The 20,031-nt window shown below is 67.0% G+C and carries 23 protein-coding genes; 10 read left to right on the top strand and 13 right to left on the bottom strand.

Annotated elements, in window-relative coordinates:
• Positions 1-40: 40 nt before the first annotated feature.
• The 8 genes from BMY35_RS05265 to sucC all read right to left on the bottom strand — a co-directional run bounded on the left by BMY35_RS05265 (position 41) and on the right by sucC (position 8,391).
• Positions 41-604, bottom strand: coding sequence for a pilin (locus tag BMY35_RS05265; RefSeq protein ID WP_093195947.1), 564 nt, complete (start codon positions 602-604; stop codon positions 41-43).
• 207 nt (positions 605-811) lie between these two features.
• A complete protein-coding gene (locus BMY35_RS05260; RefSeq protein WP_093195946.1) occupies positions 812-1,615 on the bottom strand; it encodes a 3',5'-cyclic-nucleotide phosphodiesterase in 804 nt (267 codons plus the stop codon).
• A 30-nt stretch (positions 1,616-1,645) separates the two neighbouring features.
• Positions 1,646-3,904 carry a CHASE2 domain-containing protein gene (locus BMY35_RS05255; RefSeq protein ID WP_093195945.1) on the bottom strand — a complete coding sequence of 753 codons (2,259 nt, stop codon included), beginning with the start codon at positions 3,902-3,904 and terminating at the stop codon, positions 1,646-1,648.
• 51 nt (positions 3,905-3,955) lie between these two features.
• Positions 3,956-4,615 carry an FHA domain-containing protein gene (locus BMY35_RS05250; protein ID WP_093195944.1) on the bottom strand — a complete coding sequence of 220 codons (660 nt, stop codon included), beginning with the start codon at positions 4,613-4,615 and terminating at the stop codon, positions 3,956-3,958.
• A 66-nt stretch (positions 4,616-4,681) separates the two neighbouring features.
• Positions 4,682-5,491, bottom strand: a complete 810-nt coding sequence (locus BMY35_RS05245) for a Stp1/IreP family PP2C-type Ser/Thr phosphatase (protein ID WP_093195943.1) — start codon at positions 5,489-5,491, stop codon at positions 4,682-4,684.
• A 31-nt stretch (positions 5,492-5,522) separates the two neighbouring features.
• Positions 5,523-6,206 (bottom strand): TerC family protein, encoded by a 684-nt coding sequence (locus tag BMY35_RS05240; protein WP_093195942.1) that lies wholly within the window; start codon positions 6,204-6,206, stop codon positions 5,523-5,525.
• A gap of 114 nt (positions 6,207-6,320) precedes the next feature.
• Positions 6,321-7,214, bottom strand: a complete 894-nt coding sequence (gene sucD, locus BMY35_RS05235; RefSeq protein ID WP_093195941.1) for a succinate--CoA ligase subunit alpha — start codon at positions 7,212-7,214, stop codon at positions 6,321-6,323.
• Positions 7,215-7,224: 10 nt separating this feature from the next.
• The gene (gene sucC, locus BMY35_RS05230; protein WP_019653821.1) at positions 7,225-8,391 is read right to left on the bottom strand and encodes an ADP-forming succinate--CoA ligase subunit beta; all 1,167 of its coding nucleotides are present in this window, start codon (positions 8,389-8,391) and stop codon (positions 7,225-7,227) included.
• Positions 8,392-8,596: 205 nt separating this feature from the next.
• On the opposite strand from sucC, the gene argC reads away from it, so the two are divergent.
• The gene (argC, locus tag BMY35_RS05225) at positions 8,597-9,520 is read left to right on the top strand and encodes an N-acetyl-gamma-glutamyl-phosphate reductase (protein ID WP_093195940.1); all 924 of its coding nucleotides are present in this window, start codon (positions 8,597-8,599) and stop codon (positions 9,518-9,520) included.
• A 33-nt stretch (positions 9,521-9,553) separates the two neighbouring features.
• Here argC and BMY35_RS05220 read toward each other — a convergent pair whose 3' ends face one another.
• Positions 9,554-10,297, bottom strand: coding sequence for a hypothetical protein (locus tag BMY35_RS05220; RefSeq protein WP_093195939.1), 744 nt, complete (start codon positions 10,295-10,297; stop codon positions 9,554-9,556).
• A gap of 128 nt (positions 10,298-10,425) precedes the next feature.
• On the opposite strand from BMY35_RS05220, the gene yiaA reads away from it, so the two are divergent.
• Positions 10,426-10,863, top strand: coding sequence for an inner membrane protein YiaA (gene yiaA, locus BMY35_RS05215; RefSeq protein WP_093195938.1), 438 nt, complete (start codon positions 10,426-10,428; stop codon positions 10,861-10,863).
• Between the two features lie 39 nt (positions 10,864-10,902).
• Here yiaA and BMY35_RS05210 read toward each other — a convergent pair whose 3' ends face one another.
• Both BMY35_RS05210 and BMY35_RS05205 read right to left on the bottom strand, forming a co-directional pair.
• Positions 10,903-11,757 (bottom strand): IclR family transcriptional regulator, encoded by an 855-nt coding sequence (locus tag BMY35_RS05210; RefSeq protein WP_093195937.1) that lies wholly within the window; start codon positions 11,755-11,757, stop codon positions 10,903-10,905.
• Positions 11,758-11,767: 10 nt separating this feature from the next.
• Positions 11,768-12,538 carry an SDR family oxidoreductase gene (locus BMY35_RS05205; RefSeq protein ID WP_093195936.1) on the bottom strand — a complete coding sequence of 257 codons (771 nt, stop codon included), beginning with the start codon at positions 12,536-12,538 and terminating at the stop codon, positions 11,768-11,770.
• Between the two features lie 231 nt (positions 12,539-12,769).
• On the opposite strand from BMY35_RS05205, the gene BMY35_RS05200 reads away from it, so the two are divergent.
• The 8 genes from BMY35_RS05200 to BMY35_RS05165 are packed head-to-tail and all read left to right on the top strand — an operon-like array spanning position 12,770 to position 19,125.
• The gene (locus tag BMY35_RS05200; protein ID WP_093195935.1) at positions 12,770-13,441 is read left to right on the top strand and encodes an RraA family protein; all 672 of its coding nucleotides are present in this window, start codon (positions 12,770-12,772) and stop codon (positions 13,439-13,441) included.
• Between the two features lie 10 nt (positions 13,442-13,451).
• On the top strand, positions 13,452-13,778 hold the full coding sequence (locus BMY35_RS05195) for a UxaA family hydrolase (RefSeq protein WP_093195934.1): 327 nt from the start codon (positions 13,452-13,454) through the stop codon (positions 13,776-13,778).
• 14 nt (positions 13,779-13,792) lie between these two features.
• Positions 13,793-15,025: a UxaA family hydrolase gene (locus tag BMY35_RS05190; RefSeq protein ID WP_093195933.1), complete on the top strand. Its 1,233-nt coding sequence runs from the start codon at positions 13,793-13,795 to the stop codon at positions 15,023-15,025.
• A 59-nt stretch (positions 15,026-15,084) separates the two neighbouring features.
• Positions 15,085-15,768, top strand: a complete 684-nt coding sequence (locus tag BMY35_RS05185; protein WP_093195932.1) for an amino acid ABC transporter permease — start codon at positions 15,085-15,087, stop codon at positions 15,766-15,768.
• Positions 15,769-15,790: 22 nt separating this feature from the next.
• On the top strand, positions 15,791-16,438 hold the full coding sequence (locus BMY35_RS05180; RefSeq protein ID WP_093196179.1) for an amino acid ABC transporter permease: 648 nt from the start codon (positions 15,791-15,793) through the stop codon (positions 16,436-16,438).
• Positions 16,422-17,150, top strand: coding sequence for an amino acid ABC transporter ATP-binding protein (locus BMY35_RS05175; protein ID WP_093195931.1), 729 nt, complete (start codon positions 16,422-16,424; stop codon positions 17,148-17,150). The genes BMY35_RS05180 and BMY35_RS05175 overlap by 17 nt, the downstream gene beginning before the upstream one ends.
• Positions 17,151-17,182: 32 nt before the next feature.
• Positions 17,183-18,010 carry a transporter substrate-binding domain-containing protein gene (locus tag BMY35_RS05170; protein WP_093195930.1) on the top strand — a complete coding sequence of 276 codons (828 nt, stop codon included), beginning with the start codon at positions 17,183-17,185 and terminating at the stop codon, positions 18,008-18,010.
• Positions 18,011-18,015: 5 nt separating this feature from the next.
• The gene (locus BMY35_RS05165) at positions 18,016-19,125 is read left to right on the top strand and encodes a mandelate racemase/muconate lactonizing enzyme family protein (RefSeq protein WP_093195929.1); all 1,110 of its coding nucleotides are present in this window, start codon (positions 18,016-18,018) and stop codon (positions 19,123-19,125) included.
• Positions 19,126-19,149: 24 nt separating this feature from the next.
• On the opposite strand, the gene BMY35_RS05160 is transcribed toward BMY35_RS05165, so the two are convergent.
• Together BMY35_RS05160 and recX are read right to left on the bottom strand one after the other, a co-directional pair.
• Complete coding sequence (locus tag BMY35_RS05160; RefSeq protein WP_093195928.1) at positions 19,150-19,578, bottom strand: polyketide cyclase; 429 nt, start codon at positions 19,576-19,578, stop codon at positions 19,150-19,152.
• A complete protein-coding gene (recX, locus tag BMY35_RS05155) occupies positions 19,562-20,020 on the bottom strand; it encodes a recombination regulator RecX (RefSeq protein ID WP_093195927.1) in 459 nt (152 codons plus the stop codon). Before recX ends, BMY35_RS05160 begins: the two co-directional genes overlap by 17 nt.
• Between the last annotated feature and the right edge of the window lie 11 nt (positions 20,021-20,031).

Genomic DNA, 20,031 nt, shown 5'->3' with positions numbered 1-20,031 from the left:
CCGCTCGATGGCGGTCCTAAGAGTTGCTTGTGAAAACTAATTAACGGCAGGCAGAGGGAGCGTACTTGGCGAGCAGGGTGCCGGCCGTGATACCCGTCATGCCAGCATTAGTTGCCGTCGTTTGGGTAACAGAGGCGCAACCCCAGTCAACCACACCACTGGTCCCAGCAGTCTGTGCTGCAGCAAGCGTCGACGCGGTACCACCAGCAGCACGAACATAAGGAGCGAGAACAAGCGTGGTTTCACCGGTTTTCAGGCCGACAGCGGCGGGAATGAAGGTGACGGTGATTTCACCCGAAGCTGCCATTTGAACAGACGAGACATATTTGCTGTTGATACCAGTGCCATTGGTCCCACCGTTTTGCGCATTCCAAGTAGCTACGGTAGTAGCAAGATCATTTGCGGAAGTAGCTCCATCAGTAGCAACTGCTTGCTTGGCGCTTTCAGCCAAATTCAAGCCTTCAGTGATTCTTGCGCGAACGGTGTAGTCTTGGTATGCAGGCAGTGCAACTGCGGCCAAGATACCGACGATCGCCACAACGATCATCAATTCGATAAGGGTGAAACCCTTTTGCACGGAACGTGCGATGGAACGACGGTTCATTAACTAACTCCAGGTAGGTTGGTTGTTACGCCCGGGAACCTGCCCGGAGCGAAGTACCTTCCGCAGCATCTGTGCCACCCGTCCCCAAGGCCTCCCACCGACCGAACACGTCACCTCTACCCACTTTGGCGTTACACGATGTGACAGAATCCGCCTGAATACGCTACACACGGTGACAAATTTGTCATGCCAATGCGTCACCGGCTGTCAGAAGGTCAGGATGCCATCCGCTTTCAGCCAGCGGATGTCCCGCTGCGCCAGCCCCGCCACCTGCTCCTCCACCAGCCCCTCGATCTGGCTCATGATCTCGTCGGTTTCGGCTGGCTTGGTGTGCGTGATGTAGATCGGGTAGTGCTTGTCCGGCCCGATGTGCGCTAGCTCCTGGGCCAGCACGGCGGGCGACAGGTGCAGGCTGCGCTCGGCCAGCGCCTGCTCGCGGCTGCTGAATGCCGTTTCGATCACCAGCATCGCCACGTCGAGTTCGTTCACCCGCTCCCAGAAGGGCGCATTTCGCTCGGTGTCCCCGCTGAACACCCAGTGGGCGCCACCCTCGGCGCTCCGCACGGCGAATCCGCAGGCCGGCACGGTGTGGAACGCGGGCAGCACTTCGACCACCTTGGGCTCGCGGCTGCCCAGCTGCAGCCGTTGTCCGACCGCGATGTCGTGGAAGCTCACGAACGGCGCCTCGAGGCTGGGAATGCTCTCGAAATCCGGCCAGATGACGTTGTTGAAGACGTGCGTGCGCAGCGCATCGATGGTGGCGCTCAGCGCGTGTACGCGCAGCGGCTGCGTGCGGCGGCCGCCTATAGCGTCGAGCATCAGGGGGAGTGCGGCGATGTGATCGAGATGGCTGTGCGTGAGCACCACGTCGTCGATGCAGACCATTTCATCGAGCGTGAGGTCTCCGACACCTGTGCCCGCATCGACGAGCAGATCCGTGTCGACCAGAAACGAGGTGGTGCGGCAGTCTTTGGCGATGGCGCCCGAGCAACCCAGCACACGAACCTGCATTGTGAAAGACCCCTTTGTATGTGTCTGTCGTCATTTGGTCTCGAACCGGGTCGCGCCATCCCAGTTCGGGTCTTGCGGTCGCAACGCCATCGAGGCTAAACGCTGGGCGTAGAGCTGGTAAAGGACTTTTTTCGCATCCGCGGCGAGCAGGGGCGCGAGCAAGTTTCGGCCCATGGCCCAGTCCTGGCGGCGGTACGCGGCGAGCACTTCGCTCCAGCGTTCGAGCAGTTGCTGAGCCTGCTCCATCGCTTCGGGCGTGCGCGCGGCAAGGGGCGTAAAAACGGCAACGGCTTGTGCCTTTCCCTTGACGCGCACGCTGTCGAGTTCCTGCCAGATGAAGTCGTGCGCGAGTTCGCGCGTCGCGCCGCTGGCGACCACTTCCACGCCGTAGTGTCCGCTCAGCCCCTCGAGGCGGGACGCGAGGTTGACCGCGTCGCCGACCACGGTGTAGCTGCGGCGTGCCGCCGATCCCATGTCGCCCACGCTCATCACGCCGCTGTTGATGCCGATGCCCACGCTGATCTCGGGCCGGCCGCTGGCGCGATGGATACGGTTTATGTCGCGCACGGCATCGGCCATGTCGAGCGCGGCGCGCACGGCGAGCGTGGCGTGGTCGGGCGTGTCGATGGGCGCGCCCCAGAAGGCCATGACGCAGTCGCCCATGTACTTGTCGACGGTGCCGCGGTGCGCGCTGATGACGTTGGTGAGCCGGCTGAAGACGGTGTTGAGAAAGGCCTGCAGCTCGGCCGGCGCCATCTGCTCCGACAGGCGGGTGAAGTCGCGCATGTCGCAGAACATCACGGTCATCGGCTTGCTCTCGGCGCGCATGCTGTAGCGGTCGGGGTGCGCCATCATCTCGTTGACGAGCTGGGGCGGCACATAGGTGCCGAAGAGCCGCACCAGCCCGCGCCGCGCACGCGATTCGACGAAGTAGCCCCAGCTCATGTTGAGTGCGAAGGCAAGCGCCGTCATGGCCAGCGCGGAAGCCAGCGGCATCACGAGGCTGAAGCCCACGTACAGCCAGGCGTTGAGGCCGATCAGCGCGACGATCACGCCCGCGGCCAGCAGCACGGCGCGCGGCGCCGACAGCAGCGAGAGCCCGAAGGCCAGCAGGAGCCCCGCGACGACGACCAGCAGCACTTCGTAGCCGGGCGCGTAGTCGGGCACGCTGAGCAGACGCTGGTCGAGCAGCGCGGAGACGATGTTGGCGTGCACCTCCACGCCGGGGAACGCCGCCTCGACCGGCGTGGCACGCAGATCCTGCAAGCCTGGTGCCGTGGCGCCCACGAGCACGATCCTGCCCTTGAGCTCGCCGGGGCCGAGCCGCCCCTCGAGCACATCGGAGGCGGGCACATAGCGGAACGATCCGCCATCCGAGCCGCCGGGGCCGCGAAATGGCACCTGCATGCTGCCCGTGCCGTCGACCGGAATGCGAAGCCGCCCCACCCGCAGCGACTCGAGCTGCGGCATGGCGCCCGCGCCCGACGCGAAGGCCGGCTGCACGGGCGGGGAGCCATTCGCCAGTCGATAGACCGCGAGCCCCAGCGACTCGTAGTACCCCGGCTGCGCCTTGTCGCCGTCGTAGCGGGCAATGAGCGGCACACTGCGGATGACGCCATCGGCATTCGCGCCGACGAGCGTGTTCAGGAAGCCCGCCACCGGCGCGGCCTTCGCGAGCTCCGGCAGGCTGGCGCCGAAGCCGTTCCACCCCGTGGCGTAGGTACCACCCGGCGGGAAAGCGCCTTCCGTCAGCAGCGGCGCCGCGGGCAGCTGCCCCTTGGCGCTCGGCGTCCCGGTTCGCGTGAAGTAGTAGCCCAGCGCCACGCGTTGGCCGCCCAGCGCCGCGGCGAGCGTGGCGTCGTGATCGAGGGAAGGGGCGAGCCGCTCGACCTCGGCGGCCAGGCCCTGCACGCCGTTCAGCGGGCCGCTCGCGATCTGCCTCAGCCTTTCCAAGCCCGAACTGCGGTCCGGCTCGAGGAACATGACGTCGAAGCCGAGCACGGCCGCCTGCTGGCGTGTCATCAGCTCGGTGGTCAGGCGGGCGATCTTGTCGCGCGGCCAGGGCCACTGGCCCTGGCGCGCCAGGCTGGCGTCGTCGACATCGACGATCACCACGCGCGCGTCGGGCGTGCCCGGCATGGTGGCGCGCAGGCGGACGTCGTAGATCAGCTGGTCAAGGCGTTCGAGGGCGGTGAGCCGCCAGGCGCCGGTGGCGTGCGCCAGCGCCAGAAGCACCGGCAGCAGGGTGATCGCGATGCGCGGCCAGTGCCGCCGCAGCTCTTCTCTCACGGCGCCGGGTCCGTGCGGGCGTGACCGCGGCAAGCCAAGGGAAAAGGCGGCTCAGATGCGCACGAACTGCATGCGCGTGGCGCCGCCCAGCTCGAGCACGTCGCGCTCCTGCAGCGCGACGGCCTCGGTGCCCAGCTGCAGCCCGTTGAGCGTGACGCTGCCTTCGACGCCCGCCGCCACGTAGCCCTGGCGCCGGCGCGTGACCACCGCCACAGCCACGCCCGGCTTGCCGATGGTGGTGACGACCTTCTGCAGTCCGACGTCCTGCCCCTCGTTGGCGCCGGACAGCACACGCAGCACCGGGATGCCGAGCTCGACCAGCGCGCCCGATTCGGTGGGTGCCGACGACAGCGGCATGGCGCCCGACGTGTATTCGCCCGAGGTGGCGCGAACCGAACCGGCGCCGATGGCCGGGTCAAGGTTGCTGCGCGCGCGGAAGTGGATTCGGCAGCCCCCCACCTCGATGACATCGTTGTCCTTGAGCGCCTGCCGCTGGATGGCGAGCGCATTGACGTAGGTGCCGTTGGTGCTGTTGAGATCTTCAATTTCGACTTCGCCACCGCTCATGTGCAGCACGGCGTGCTCGCCGCTGACCGCCAGATTGTCGATCACGATGTCGTTGTAGGCACGGCGTCCCAGCGTCGTGCGTTCCTTGGCGAGCGCCACTTGCCCGATGACAACGCCATCGACCGAAATGATCATCTTCGGCATTGCCGACTCCCCGAATCCAAAGCTTGAAAGACGGCAGGCACGCCGGAAAGCCGCCCCCGGAGCCTGTTACCTGCCCGTGCGGGGCGTTTCCGCAACGCTCGCGCTGGCCAGGACAACGGAGATGTTGTCCCGTCCGCCATTGTCATTGGCAATTGCAACCAAAAGTGATGCTTTTTTCTGAAGCCCGACATCGTGTCCTAGAAGCGTGAAAAGCTGCTCATCCGAAACCATCTCGCTGAGCCCGTCGGAGCAAAGCATATAGAGATCGCCCGGTCTTGCGCTGTGTTCGTGCATTTCCAGCAAGACTTGGGCCTCCACGCCGACGGCGCGCGTCACGAGGTTGCGGGTGGGCGAATTCAGGGCTTCCTCGGCGGTGATGGCGCCGGCGTCGAGCTGCTGCTGGCGCAGCGAGTGGTCGCGGGTGAGGAGCTCCAGCTTGTTGTTGCGCACGCGGTAGCAGCGCGAGTCGCCGATGTGGCCGACCACCACGCGCTGCGGCCGGAAAGCCGCCAGCACCAGGGTCGTTCCCATGCCCTGGAGCTCGGGATTGGTCGTGCCGGCCTGCAGGATCGAGCTGTTGGCCTCGTCCGTGGCCGCCTGCAGCGCCCGCCGGACCACGCGGGACGGCGCCTGCATGCCTGCCTGGGCGAACCAGCGGCCGAAGCTCGCGTGCAGCAGCGAGACGGCCATGGCGCTCGCCACCTCGCCGCCCTTGTAGCCGCCCATGCCGTCGGCCAGCAGGGCCAGCCCGAGGGCTGGATCCACGTGAACGGCGTCTTCGTTATGGGAGCGCGTCCGACCGACGTCGGTCAGGAAGGCGAATTCCCAGGTCAGCGGAGGGCGGGTGGAGAAAAGGGAGACGCCGACACTCGCCATGGTCTGTCAGCGCCGATCTCTCTCGAACTGCTCAGTGCGCAGCGGCTTGCGCGCGCCGCTGCATCAGGCGGCCGGCGGCCACGACGAACAGGGCACCGGCGGCGGCAGCCGCGTAGTGCAACCAGGGGTTGGCCACCAGCGTTTCGCGCAGTACGGTGTCCTGCACGATGGTTTCGCCGCCGACCCAGCCGATCAGCGCGGCGCCCAGCATCACGATGATCGGGAAACGTTCCATGAGCTTGATCATGAGCGTGCTGCCGAAAATCACCAAGGGAATACTTATCGCCAGGCCGAGAATCAGCAGGACCATGCTGCCTTGTGCGGCGGCCGCAACGGCAATCACGTTGTCCAGGCTCATCACCAGGTCGGCCAGCAGGATGGTGCGCACGGCCACCATCATGCTGCCGTACTCCTTGGATTCACCGTCGCCCTCGTCTTCCTCGCCGAGCAGCTGAAGGCCGATCCACAGCAGCAGCAGGCCGCCGATGATCTGCAGGTAAGGCAGGGCGAGCAGCTTGGCCGCCACCACCGTCAGCACGATCCGCAGCACCACGGCCGCGCCCGAGCCGAAAAGCACGGCCTTTTTCTGTTGCGCGGGCGGCAGCGAGCGCGCCGCCATGGCGATCACCACCGCGTTGTCCCCCGACAGGATGATGTTGATCCAGATGATCTTGAGCAGACCTATCCAGAAATCTGTGCTTTGAAGAAATTCCATGTCTCTGATCCCACTGTGTTTTATTGAAAAAAGCGCCCGCAATCCAGTGCGGGCGCTTTTTTGTTTCTGCGTGGTCGGCTTCGCGGCGAACCGCTACCGTCTTTTTCTTGTCGCTTAGAGCTTTGCCTTCAGCAGCTTGGCGAGCTCCGAGAAGTTGCGCGTCACGGTGAAGCCGCATTCTTCCATGATGGCCAGCTTGGCCTCGGCCGTGTCGGCGCCGCCCGAGATCAGCGCGCCGGCGTGGCCCATGCGCTTGCCGGGAGGAGCGGTGACACCAGCGATGAAGCCGACGACCGGCTTCTTCATGTTGTCCTTGCACCAGCGGGCTGCGTCAGCCTCGTCCGGGCCGCCGATTTCGCCGATCATGATGACGGCGTCGGTGTCCGGATCGTCGTTGAATGCCTTCATCACGTCGATGTGCTTCAGGCCGTTGATCGGGTCGCCGCCGATGCCGACTGCCGACGACTGGCCCAGGCCGATTTCCGTCAGTTGAGCCACGGCTTCGTACGTCAGCGTGCCCGAGCGCGAGACCACGCCGATGCGGCCCTTGCGGTGGATGTGGCCGGGCATGATGCCGATCTTGATTTCGTCGGGCGTGATCAGGCCGGGGCAGTTCGGGCCCAGCAGCAGCGTCTTCTTGCCGCCGGCCGCTTCCTTGGCCTTCATCTTGTTGCGCACTTCGAGCATGTCGCGGACCGGGATGCCTTCGGTGATGCAGATCGCCAGGTCCAGGTCGGCCTCGACGGCTTCCCAGATGGCGGCCGCGGCGCCTGCCGGCGGCACGTAGATCACCGACACGGTCGCGCCGGTCTGCGTGGCGGCTTCCTTGACGGAGCCGAAGATCGGGATGTTGAAGATCGACTCGCCGGCCTTCTTCGGGTTCACGCCGGCCACGAAGGCGTTCTTGCCGTTCGCGTATTCCTGGCACTTCTCGGTGTGGAACTGGCCGGTCTTGCCGGTGATGCCCTGCGTGATGACTTTGGTGTCTTTGTTGATGTAGATCGACATGACTTGTTCCTTAGGCCTTCTTGACTGCTGCCACGACCTTCTGGGCCGCTTCCGCCATGGTGTCGGCGCTGATGATCGGCAGGCCCGATTCGGCCAGCAGCTTCTTGCCTTCGACTTCGTTGGTGCCCTTCATGCGCACGACCAGCGGCACTTGCAGGTTCACGGCCTTGCAGGCCGCGATCACGCCGGTGGCGATGGTGTCGCACTTCATGATGCCGCCGAAGATGTTGACGAGGATGGCCTCGACGTTCTTGTTCTTCAGCATGATCTTGAAGGCCTCGGTGACCTTCTCGGGGGTGGCGCCGCCGCCCACGTCCAGGAAGTTGGCCGGCTCGCCGCCGAACAGCTTGATGGTGTCCATGGTGGCCATGGCCAGGCCGGCACCGTTCACCAGGCAGCCGATGTTGCCGTCCAGCGAGATGTAGGCGAGGTCGAACTTCGAGGCCTCCACTTCGGCCGCGTCTTCCTCGTCGAGGTCGCGCAGGGCGACGATCTCGGGGTGGCGGAACAGCGCGTTGCTGTCGAAGTTGAACTTGGCGTCCAGGGCGATGATGTTGCCCTTGCTGTCACGGTTGAGCGGGTTGATCTCGACCAGCGAGGCGTCCGTCTCCATGTAGCAGGTGTAGAGCTTCTTGAAGATGTCCACGGCTTGCGCGGTGGAGTCGGCCGGGATGCCGATGCCGTCGGCGATCTGCTTGGCCTGTTCGTCGGTCAGGCCCTGGGCCGGGTCGGCGAACACGGTGATGATCTTCTCGGGCGAGGAGTGGGCCACTTCCTCGATGTCCATGCCGCCTTCGCTGGAAGCGATGAAGGCCACCTTCTGGGTGGCGCGGTCGGTCACGGCCGAAACGTAGTATTCCTTCTGGATGTCGGCGCCGTCCTCGATGTACAGGCGGCGGACCTTCTGGCCTTCGGGGCCGGTCTGGTGCGTCTTGAGCTGCATGCCGAGGATCTCGCCGGCGAGCTTCTTGACGTCCTCGATGGACTTGGCGACCTTGACGCCACCGCCCTTGCCGCGGCCACCCGCGTGGATCTGGGCCTTGACGACCCAGACCGGGCCCCCAAGCTTCTGGGCGGCTTCAACCGCCTCCTGGACCGTATAGGCCGGGATGCCGCGCGGCACCGGCACGCCGAACTTGGCAAGGATTTCCTTGCCTTGGTACTCGTGAATCTTCATGAGGGATGTCTCTCGGAAGGAGGAAGTTGAGAAATCGGGAGATCGGGCTGAGAGGGTCTATGCTCTGTTGTTCGCGGGCGACGGCAGCCTGACGGCTGGGGGCGGCGAACAACCGCGGACTGTATCATGGTGCGCCGCACCAATGCTGTAAGTGGGGTTGCGGGCAATACGTACTTCCTACTAGTTACCCTGGGGCACTTCCATCATGGCCAAGGTTTTCATCGACGGCGAAGCCGGCACCACCGGCCTTCAGATTCGCGAACGTCTGCAGGCGATGCCGCAGATCGAACTCGTGAGCATCGCGCCCGAGCTGCGAAAGGACGCCAACGCCAAGCGCGAGCTGATGGCCGGCGTCGACCTGGTGGTGCTGTGCCTGCACGACGACGCGGCGCGCGAATCGGTCGCGCTGATCGACCAGCTGCCCGGCAACAAACCCAAGATCATCGACGCCTCCACGGCGCACCGTATCGCCCCCGGCTGGGTGTTCGGCTTCCCCGAACTCACCGAAGGCCACTGGCAGGCCGTGGCCAAGGCCGAGCGCGTCGGCAACCCCGGCTGCTACGCCACCGGCGCCATCGCCATGGTGCGCCCGCTGGTCGACGCGGGCATCCTGCCGGCCGACTTCCCCATCTCGCTGCCCTCCGTGAGCGGCTACTCGGGCGGCGGCCGCACCATGATCGAGGCCTACGAGAAGGGCGAGGCCCCGGCCTTCGAGATCTACGCGCTGGGCCTCAAGCACAAGCACATCCCCGAAATCATGACCTACACCGGCCTCACCCGCCGGCCGGTGTTCATTCCGTCGGTGGGCAACTTCAAGCAGGGCATGCTGGTCCAGCTGCCGCTGCACCTCGACCTGCTGCCCGGCAAGCCGAAGGCCGGCGACCTGCAGGACGCGCTGGCCGCGCACTACGCGCGCAGCAACACGCCCGAGAAGTTCGTGAAGGTGCTGCCGCCGACCGAAGACGGCAAGCTCGAGGCGCTGGCGCTCAACGACACCAACAACCTCGAGATCCGCGTGTTCCCGAACGAGGACCATCGCCACGCGGTGGTGATCGCCCGCCTCGACAACCTCGGCAAGGGCGCCAGCGGTGCCGCGGTGCAGAACCTGAAGCTGATGCTGGGGCTCTGAGCGCCCCGCTTCCTCAGCGGTAACCGCCGCCGGTCAGTTCACCAGCCAGAGCCCCAGGCCCAGCAGGGCCGCGTGCGCGCCCAGCGCGATGTACAGCGGCTTGCGCGAGGGCGTCGACATGTCCTGAAGCGTCTCGTGGATGCGGCGCGTGAGCAGCGCGCGCAGCGCCGGGTCCTGGGGCGCGCCGCCCTCCCCCGCCGCCACCGGCTGTTCGCCATGCTCCGCGCGGCCCTGCTGCCATTCGGCCAGCATCTCGCTCAGGGGCAGCCTGTCGATCACGAAGGCCACGACCGCGCGCACCGCCCTGCCTTCGCCCAGCACCGGCGCGAGCTGCTTGCTCAGCGCATCGACCGAAAGCCAGTCGGCCACGCGCTGCAGCGCGCCGTGGGTGCGCGGCATGGCCTCGATGCGGCCGGCGATCGCGCCACCCAGCCGCTGCGACACGGCCTCCCCGCGTGCCTCCACCAGATGCTGCATCGCGCGCGCACGCCCTTGCTGCACGCCCAGCGCCACGTAGACGACCACGAAGAACAGCAGCAGGAGCGCCACCAGCAGCGGCGGCGAGGTGATGAGCGCGAGCACGGCGCCGACGCCGCCCGCGCGCGCGGCGACGTTGCCCGGCCCCTGCAGCTGGCCCAGGTAGAAGAAGAAAACACCGCCGCCCAGGAACACGCCGAGCAGGCCGCCCTTGATGACGGAACCGGCGAAGGACAGCCCGGCCTTGGCACCGGTGCGCACGAGCGACGGCTGCTGGGCCGCGGGGTCGGTTGACGACATATGGAAACTCCTCCGTTGTTGTTGGCGGCCGCCTTGTGCGATTGCCGTGCGATCCGGCGGCCTGCCGCGGATCATGCCATCGGCGCCGCTCCACCATAATCGCGCGCAAACCATACGAGGAGAATCCCATGGCCGTCCGATTCCAGAAACCGACCGCGGCGTTCGTCGCCGCTTCCTGGGCAGCGCTGTTCATCGGCGCCGTCGTCTACCTGATCGGGCTGTGGAACGCGGCCATGCAGCTCAACGAGAAGGGCTACTACTTCACCGTGCTGATGTACGGCCTCTTCTCCGCCGTGTCGCTGCAGAAGACGGTGCGCGACCGCCTCGAGGGCATCCAGGTCACCGGCATCTACTACGGCCTGTGCTGGATCTCGCTGCTGCTGTCGGTGGCACTGCTGGCCGTCGGCCTCTTCAACGCCACGCTGGCTTCCAGCGAGAAGGGCTTCTACGCCATGGCCTTCCTGCTGAGCCTCTTCGGCGCGGTGGCTGTGCAGAAGAACGTGCGCGACATCGCCGCGCACAAGAGCGAGACGCCCCAGCTCGACGAGGCTCCCGACGCCAACTGAGCGAGCGTCCCACCCGCCCTTGCTTCCCGCGGGCCGGCGCTACTCGTTGTCGTTGTAGCCGCTGGCCCCCATCAGCGCCGACAGGCGCCCGGCGATGTTGCCCACGATGCCGCGCACCTGCGCGACGTCGGGCGCCGACTTCTGGTCGATGCGCTCGATGTACGGCACGTTGATCGACGCGATCACGTGGTCGGCCGCCCCCATCACCGGAAACGCGATGTTTGTGATGCCGCGCGTCTGCTTGCTCGGCATGGCCGAGTAGCCGCGCTCGCGCACGTCCTGCAGGATGGCGAAGAGCTCGCCCGGATCCATCTCGAGCTCGCCCTCCACGCCGATGTGGGCGCGCAGCATGCGGGCGCGGTCGATCTCGTCGCGAAAGGCCAGCAGCACGTGGCCTGACGAGGTATCTGTCAGCCCCATCACCACGCCCACCTTCAGACCGAAGGACCAGCGCTCCGGGCTCTCGACCTGCGCGATGACGACCACGCGCCCGCCCTGGTACATGGCCAGGTGGCACGACTGGCGCGACCGGTTGGCCAGTTCGCGCAGCAGCGGCAGCGCCACGCTCACCAGGCTCTTGAGCGGCTGCTGGCGATGCGCCAGCTCGAACATGCGCAGCGTGAGCGTGTAGCGGTCGTTCTCGTCGACCTGCACGAAGCCGCGCCGCTGCAGCGTCACCGCCATGCGGAAGATCTCGCTGACCTTGCGCCCGACCTTCTGCGCCAGCTCGTTGAGCGTGTAGCCGGAGACGCTGTCGGCCAGCGCCTCCAGGATGTCCAGCCCCTTCTCCAGGGCCGGCGCGGCATAGCGCAGCGCGCCCTCGCCTTCCGGCGCGGCTCCTTCGTCGGCGTCCTGGCCCTGTTGTTCTTCCGGCGCTGGTGCTGCTTGCTTCATCGTTCCCCGTTCAGTTCGACCATCCACCGTCGATCATATGGATCGCGCCGGTGGTGAAGGCCGACTCGTCGGAAGCCAGGTACACCACCAGCGCGGCGATTTCCTCGGGCTTGCCCACGCGCCCCAGCGGCTGGCGCGCCACGAAGGCGGCGCGCACAGCGGCCTCGTCGGTGCCGGCCTGCTCGGCCTGTGCCGCGATGCGGTCGCGCAGCGAGGGCGACTCGACGGTGCCGGGGCAGATCGCGTTGCAGCGCACGCCCTGCTGGATGAAGTCGGCCGCCACCGCCTTGGTCAGCCCGATGACGGCGGCCTTGGAGGCGCCGTACACGAAGCGGTTCGGCACGCCCTTCACGCTCGATGCGGCCGAGGCCATGTTGATGATCGAGCCCCCGCGCTCCAGCATCGCCGGCAGGAAGGCGCGGATGGTGCGGTACATGGACTTCGCGTTGAGGTCCATGCTGAAGTCCCAATCCGCCTCCTCGCAGGCCAGGATGTTGCCGGCATGCACGTAGCCGGCGCAGTTGAAGAGCACGTCGAGCCGCCCCGTGACCTGCGCGAAAGCTTGCACTGCGGCGTTGTCGCGCACGTTGAGCGTGGCGGTCTTCAGGCCGGCCAGCCCCTCTTCGCGGGCCAGCACGGCGAGTTCGGCCAGCGCGGCCTCGTCCACGTCGGTGGCCCACACGGTGCCGCCTTCGCGGGCCAGCGCCAGCGCGCTGGCGCGTCCGATGCCCTTGCCGGCTGCGGTAACGAGGATGTTCTTTCCTTGAACGCGTGAAGTCACTGCGATGTCCTTTGGTTGAGAGTTGTGACGCACATGTGAAATAGATATTTCACTGATGAAATCAAATATACGCGAGCCGCGCGCGTTGTCACCCCCGCCAGAACCCGCATTCGCCAGCCATCGGCTCGGTAGTTACCCTCGAATCAGCGCAAACCCCAGCTTCCGACGAGGGCTCCACTGTTAATCTCATTCATGAAAAGTGTTTTTATCTAAGAAAACAAGATTCACCCCATGGCCCAAACTCCCGACGACCCGGCAGCCTCGCTGCTCACCCGCCTGCAGGCCTGCTACACGGGCATCCTCCACGACGTGATGCGCGCCGCGGGGCTGCGCGACTTCACGCTGCCGCCCACGCTGCGCCCGCTGATTCCCGGCCAGAAGCTCTGCGGGCCGGCGTTCACGGTGAACGGCCGCGTCGATCCCACGGCCGATCCGCACGAGACGCTGATGGCGTGGACCGGCTTTCTCTCGCGCGCCAAGCCCGGCCACATCGCGGTGATCCAGCCCAACGACTCGACCGTCTCGCACATGGGCGAGCTCTCGGCCGAGACGCTGGGCCGCAAGGGCGTGCTGGGCGTGATCGCCGACGGCGGCGTGCGCGACGCCGAATTCATCATCCAGCAGGGCTTCCAGGTGTGGCACCGCTACTTCACGCCGCGCGACATCGTGGGCTACTGGCTGCCCGAGGCGATGGACGTGCCGGTGCGCATCGGCGAGGTGACGGTGAACCCCGGCGACCTGCTGCTGGCCGACACCGACGGCGTGATCCGCCTGCCGATCGCGCAGGCCGAGGCCATCGTTGCCGAGGCCGAACACATGATGGGCCGCGAGAACCTCGTGCGCACCGCCATCCTCGCGGGCACCGACCCGCAGGAGGCCTACCTGAAGTACCGCAAGTTCTGAGCGCCGCCGGATGCCGAACCCGCAATCCATCGACAGCCGGCTGGTGCTGCTCTCGCCCGGCGACAACTGCCTGATCGCCTGCACGCACCTTGCCGCCGGCACGGCCGTGCAACTCGAAAGCGGCGCCGTCACGCTGGCCAAGGACATCGGCCTGGGCCACAAGCTCGCCCGCCACGCCATCGCCGCCGGCGAGCAGGTGCTGAAGTACGGCGCGGTCATCGGCAGCCTGCACGCGCCGGTCGCGGCCGGCGAGCACATCCACACGCACAACCTCGACAGCGACTACACGCCGACCTACACGCTGGACGAGGGCAAGACCTTCGTCGGCCACGCCTGAAGCGCCCTCCCCGCATGAACGCTCCCAACCTCCAGATCCAGGGCTTCCCGCGCGCCGACGGCCGCAAGGGCATCCGCAATGTCGTGGTCGTGGCCTACCTCGTCGAATGCGCGCACCACGTGGCGCGCGAGATCACGCTGAACTTCCGCCGGCAGAACGGTGAATCGGAAGTGCACCTCGTCGGCTTTCCCGGCTGCTACCCGAACGAATACGCCGAACGCATGATGGAAGCGATCGCCACGCACCCCAACGTCGGCGCGGCGCTGCTGATCTCGCTGGGCTGCGAGAGCATGAACAAGCGCAAGCTCGAGCAGGCGGTGGCCGCCTCGGGCCGGCCGGTGCACACGCTCACCATCCAGCAGGAAGGCGGCACGCGCAGCACGATCCGCGAAGGCACGCAGTGGGTGCAGTGGGCGCTGGCCGAACTCGCGCAGCAGCAGCGCGTGCCCATGGCCATGAGCGAGCTCGTGGTGGGCACCATCTGCGGCGGCTCCGACGGCACCAGCGGCATCACCGCCAACCCGGCCGTGGGCCGCGCCTTCGACCTGCTGATCGAGCAGGACGCGCGCTGCATCTTCGAGGAAACCGGCGAACTGATCGGCTGCGAGTTCCACATGAAGCGCCGCGCCGCCACGCCCGAGCTTGGCGAGGCCATCGTCGAATGCGTGAACAAGGCCGCGCGCTACTACAGCACCATGGGCCACGGCAGCTTCGCGCCGGGCAACGCCGACGGCGGGCTCTCGACCATCGAGGAGAAGTCGCTGGGCGCGTACGCCAAGAGCGGTGCCTCGCCCATCAATGGCATCGTCAAGCCCGGCGACGTGCCGCCGCAGGGCGGCCTCTACCTGCTGGACGTGGTGCCCGACGGCGAGCCGCGCTTCGGCTTTCCGAACATCAGCGACAACGCGGAGATCGTCGAGCTCATCGCCTGCGGCGCGCATGTGATCCTGTTCACCACGGGGCGCGGCTCGGTGGTGGGCTCGGCCGTCTCGCCGGTCATCAAGGTCTGCGCGAATCCGGACACCTATCGCCGCCTGCACGAGGACATGGACGTCGACGCCGGCCGCATCCTCGAAGGGCGCGGCACGCTGCAGGAAGTGGGCGAGGAGATCTTCGACGCGGTTCGCAGCGTGGCAGACGGCACAGCCACCAAGTCCGAGGCGCTGGGGCACCGCGAATTCATCCTGACCTACAAGGCCTTCGAGCCGCTCGGGCCCTCGTGCCTGCCGCTCGTGCGCGCCGCGTAGCCGCTTCTTTCCTTTCTTCCTTCTTTCCTGCATTCATTGGACTTCCGGAGCCCAACGCATTGAACTACCAGTTCGACTTCATGCCCGTGCTCGAGCAGTGGCCGCTGCTGCTCGAAGGCGCGTGGACGACCGTGCAGCTGTCCTTTCTCGCCACCGTGCTGGGCTTCATGCTCGGCACCGTCTGCGCGCTGGGCCGCAACAGCCGTCACGGCTGGCTGCAGCGCCTGACGGGCGGCTACGTGGAAGCGATCCGCAACACGCCGCTGCTGATCCAGAGCTACTTCCTGATCTTCGGCCTGTCGAGCGCGGGCGTGACGATGCCGATCATGGTCGGCGCGGTGCTCGCGCTGGTGGTGAACATCGGCGCATACAGCTGCGAGATCATCCGCGCGGGCATCGAGTCGATCCACAAGGGCCAGCTCGAGGCCGCCGAGTGCCTCGGCCTGTCGAAGGTGCAGGTGTTCTGGCACGTGATCCTGCGCCCGGCGGTGGAGCGCGTGTACCCGGCGCTCGCCAGCCAGTTCGTGCTGCTGATGCTGGCCTCCAGCATCATGTCGTCGATCGGCGCGGAAGAACTCTTCGGCGTGGCCAACCGCATCCAGTCGGACACCTTCCGCAACTTCGAGATCTTCATCGTGCTGTGGGTGGTGTACCTGGCGCTGTCGTACGCGATGCGACTGGGCTTCTGGCTGCTGGGCATGCTGGTCTTCCCGCGCCGGCGCAAGCTCGGCACGCCGCTGTGAGGAGGGCGCGGACATGAAATTCATGCCGGCCGAGCATCTCGGCTTCCTCCTGATGGGCGCATGGGGCACGGTGCAGCTCTCGGCGCTGGCCTTCATCGGCGGCGGGCTCGTCGGCCTCGCGCTGGCACTGGCGCGCGTGTCGCCCGTGAAGGCGGTGCGCGTGGCCGCCGCGAGCTACATCCAGGTCATCCAGGGCACGCCGCTGCTGGTGCTGATGGGCGTGTGCTTCTTCGGCCCGAACATCGTGGGCATCGGCTCGGTGCCGGCGCTGGCCGCGGCAGCGCTGGCCATCACGGTCTACGCGAGCGCCTTCCTCGGCGAGATCTGGCGTGGCTGCATCCAGGCCGTGCCGCGCGCCCAGTGGGAAGCCGCCGAGTGCCTGGCGCTCACGCGCCTGGAGCGCATGCGCCGCGTGATCCTGCCGCAGGCGCTGCGCATCGCCACGCCGCCGACGGTGGGCTTCCTGGTGCAGATCATCAAGAACACCTCGATCGCCTCGCTGGTGGTCGGCTACGCCGAGCTTTCCTACAACGCCAAGGTTCTGAACAACTCGACCTTCCAGCCCTTCCTGTACTTCGGCTGCGCGGCGCTTCTTTATTTCGCCCTTTGTTATCCGCTCTCGCGATGGAGTCGCGCCCTTGAAAGGAAGCTCAATGCAGCCCGTGGTTGAACTCAACGACGTCCACAAGCACTTCGGCAAGCTGCATGTGCTCAAGGGCGTGTCGTTCTCGGTGACGCGCGGGCAGGTGGTGGCCATCATCGGGCAGAGCGGCTCGGGCAAGAGCACCGCGCTGCGCTGCATCGACCGGCTGGAGACCATCGACAGCGGCACCATCCAGTGCTGCGGCCACGCGGTGCACGACCCGGCGCTCGAGCTGCGCTCGCTGCGCAAGGACGTGGGCATCGTGTTCCAGAGCTACAACCTGTTCCCGCACCTCACGGTGAAGCAGAACATCACGCTCGCGCCGCAGTCGGTGAAGAAGATGAGCGCCTCGGAAGCCGGCGCCATCGCCATGGAAGTGCTGGAGCGCGTGGGCCTGGCGGAAAAGGCCGACTCCTACCCCGAGCAGCTCTCGGGCGGCCAGCAGCAGCGCGTGGCGATCGCGCGCTCGCTCGCGATGAAGCCGCAGCTGATGCTGTTCGACGAAGTCACCTCCGCGCTCGACCCGCAGCTCACCGGCGAGGTGCTCAAGGTGATGGAGAAGCTCGCCTCCGAGGGCATGACCATGATCCTCGTCACGCACGAGATGGCCTTCGCGCGCGGCGTGGCCGACAAGGTCATCTACATGCACCAGGGACTGGTGTGGGAGGAGGGCGACGCCAGCATCCTCAGCAACCCGCAGACGCCGGAGCTGCGCCAGTTCATCGGCACAGGGCTTTGATTTTCCGTTCAGACAACTCCAGGAGACTTTCGATGACTTCTTCTCTCTCGCTTTCGCTCAAGCGCCGCGGCGCCCTGCTGTCGGCCCTCGCGCTGGCCCTGCCGCTCGCCTTCGCGAGCGCATCGGCGCACGCCGACCAGCTCGACACCATCACGGCCGCCAAGAAGATCCGCGTGGCCATCGACCTCGCCGTGCCGCCCTACGGCCTGAAGGACGAGAAGCTCAACGCCACCGGCTCCGACGTCGAGACCGCGCGCCTGCTGGCCAAGAGCCTGGGCCTCGAGCTGGAGATCGTGCCGACCACCGGCGCCAACCGCATTCCCTTCCTGCAGACCGACAAGGCCGACATCGTGATCTCCAGCATGTCGGTCACGCCGGAGCGTGAGAAGGTGGTCGACTTCTCGGTGCCCTACGCCGCCATCCTGGCCGTGGTGGGTGCGCCCAAGAGCATGAACATCGCCGGCCCGGCCGACTTGGCGGGCAAGAAGGTGATCGCCACGCGCGGCACCACCAACGACCAGGAAGTGACGAAGATCCTGCCGGCCGGCACGCAGATCGTGCGTTTCGACGACGACGCCACCTCCATCACCGCGGTGGTGAGCGGGCAGGCCGACATCTTCGCGACCGCGCCGCCACTGCTGAAGACCATCAACGAGAAGAACCCGGCCAAGCAGATGGAGCCGAAGTTCACGATGAAGGTCAACATGCTGGCCATCGGCATGCGCAAGAACGAGCCCCGCCTGAAGGCCAAGCTCGACGAGTTCGTGAAGGCGCAGCTCAAGAGCGGCGAGCTCAACAACATCTACAAGAAGTTCCACGGCGCGGACCTGCCGGCCGACGTGACGCGCAACGCAGGCTGAGCACGATGGCGAAGATCGACCAGGTCGAGATCTCGCAGATCGACATCGCGCCGAAAGTCCGGCGCACCGACGCCATCCAGTCCTTCGTGACGCAGGAGACGGTGATGGTCACCGTGCGCTGCGACGACGGCTCGGCTGGCATGGGCTACACGTACACCATCGGCACGGGCGGCTCGTCCATCGTGGCGCTGCTGAACGATCACCTGGCGCCGCGTCTGATCGGGCGCGACCCGCAGCAGTACGAGGCCATCTGGCGCGACCTTTTCTTCCACACGCACGCCACCGCCGTGGGCGCGATCACCAGCCTCGCGCTCGCGGCCATCGACACCGCGCTGTGGGACCGCAACGCGCGCGCGGCGGGCCTGCCGCTGTGGAAACTGGCCGGCGGCGCGCAGGAGCGCGTGCCGGTCTACACCACCGAGGGCGGCTGGCTGCACCTGGAGCCCGCGCAGCTGCTGGAGCAGACGCTGGCCGCCAAGGCCGACGGCTTCCTCGGCGCGAAGATCAAGGTCGGCAAGCCGCACGTGGCGCAGGACATCGCACGCCTCTCGGCCGTGCGCGAGGCCGTGGGAGCGGACTTCGAGCTGATGGTCGACGCCAACCAGAGCTTCACCGTGGCGGAAGCCATTCGCCGCGCGCGGCAGTACGCGCCGCTCGACCTCGCCTGGTTCGAGGAGCCGATGCCGGCCGAGCACGTGCGCGCGCATGCGCAGCTGCTGGAGAGCACCAGCGTGCCGATCGCGGTGGGCGAGTCGATGTACCACCCGTCGCAGTTCGCCGAGTACATCCAGCAGGGCGCCTGCTCCATCGTGCAGGCCGACGTGGCGCGCGTGGGCGGCATCACGCCGTGGCTCAAGATCGCGCACCTCGCGGAGGCGCACAACATCGCGATGTGCCCGCACTTCCTGATGGAGCTGCACGTGAGCCTGTGCGCGGCGGTGCCGAATGCGCGCTGGGTGGAATACATCCCGCAGCTCGACGACCTCACGACGAGCCGGCTGCGCATCGAGGGCGGCCATGCCGTGGCGCCCGAAACGCCGGGGCTGGGCATCGAGTGGGATGCCGACCAGCTGAAGGCACGGCGCAAGTTCGCGCCGATCGTGCTGCGCGGCTGAACCCGCGCGCCGGTCGGTCGGCAATCAGTCGGCTTCGAGCAGGTCGCGCAAGGTCCGCAGGTCGCGGGCGATCCACTGCGCATCGCGCTCGAAGGCCGCGTCGTCCATGTGCGGCTGGCGCAGCAGCGTGAACTGCAGCTCGCAGGCGTCCGGTGCGACGCCGATCACGCGGAACGGCAGGTAGACCTCGGGCACGCCCTCGGGCGCCACCCAGTGGTCGAGCACGCCGAAGTCGTTGCGCGGCGCGAAGCGCATGCGGGCTTCGCCGCTTTCGGGCGTGCGCACGATCCAGTGGTCGCCGTGCGGCACCAGCGCGCTCTTCGCGAGGCCGCTGGCCCAGTCGGGCAGGCGCTTCGGATCGGCCGCCAATACATAGGCTCGGCGCCAGTCGCAAGCCACGCGCAGCGTGACGACGCGCGACTGCGCGGGGGAGTGCTCATTCGTCGGTTTCATCGAAATCGCTCCTCAGCACCTTTGACACGACAGCGCCGGAGAAACCGCGCGCCATCAGGAATCGCATCTGCTTCGCCCGCTCCTTCGCATCGGCGGGCGGTCCGGCGAAGCGCTGGCGCCACAGGGCCGTGGCACGCTCGACTTCGGTTTCCTGCAGGCTGGCCACGGCTTCGGCGATGGCCTCGGGCGCGATGCCTTTGGCCTGCAACTCCTGCCTGACCCGCAGCGCTCCCGAGCGGGCCGCGCGCTGGTTGAGCACCGAGGCCACCACGCGCGGCTCGCTGATGAAGTCCTTGGCCGCCAGCTCGTCGAGCGCCTTCGCCAGCGTGCCGGGCTCTTCCTCGTGCCTGGCCAGCTTGCGCTCCAGCTCCGCGCGCGAATGCTCGCGCTGGCTCAGCAGGCGCAGCGCGCGGCCTTTGAGGGATGGGGCGTCGAATGCCATGCGGGGGTCGC

The sequence above is a fragment of the Variovorax sp. YR750 genome (assembly GCF_900109805.1).
GTDB lineage: Bacteria > Pseudomonadota > Gammaproteobacteria > Burkholderiales > Burkholderiaceae_C > Variovorax > Variovorax gossypii.
Note: the sequence above shows the minus strand (reverse complement) of the source record. Positions and strands in the feature narration are given on the sequence as shown.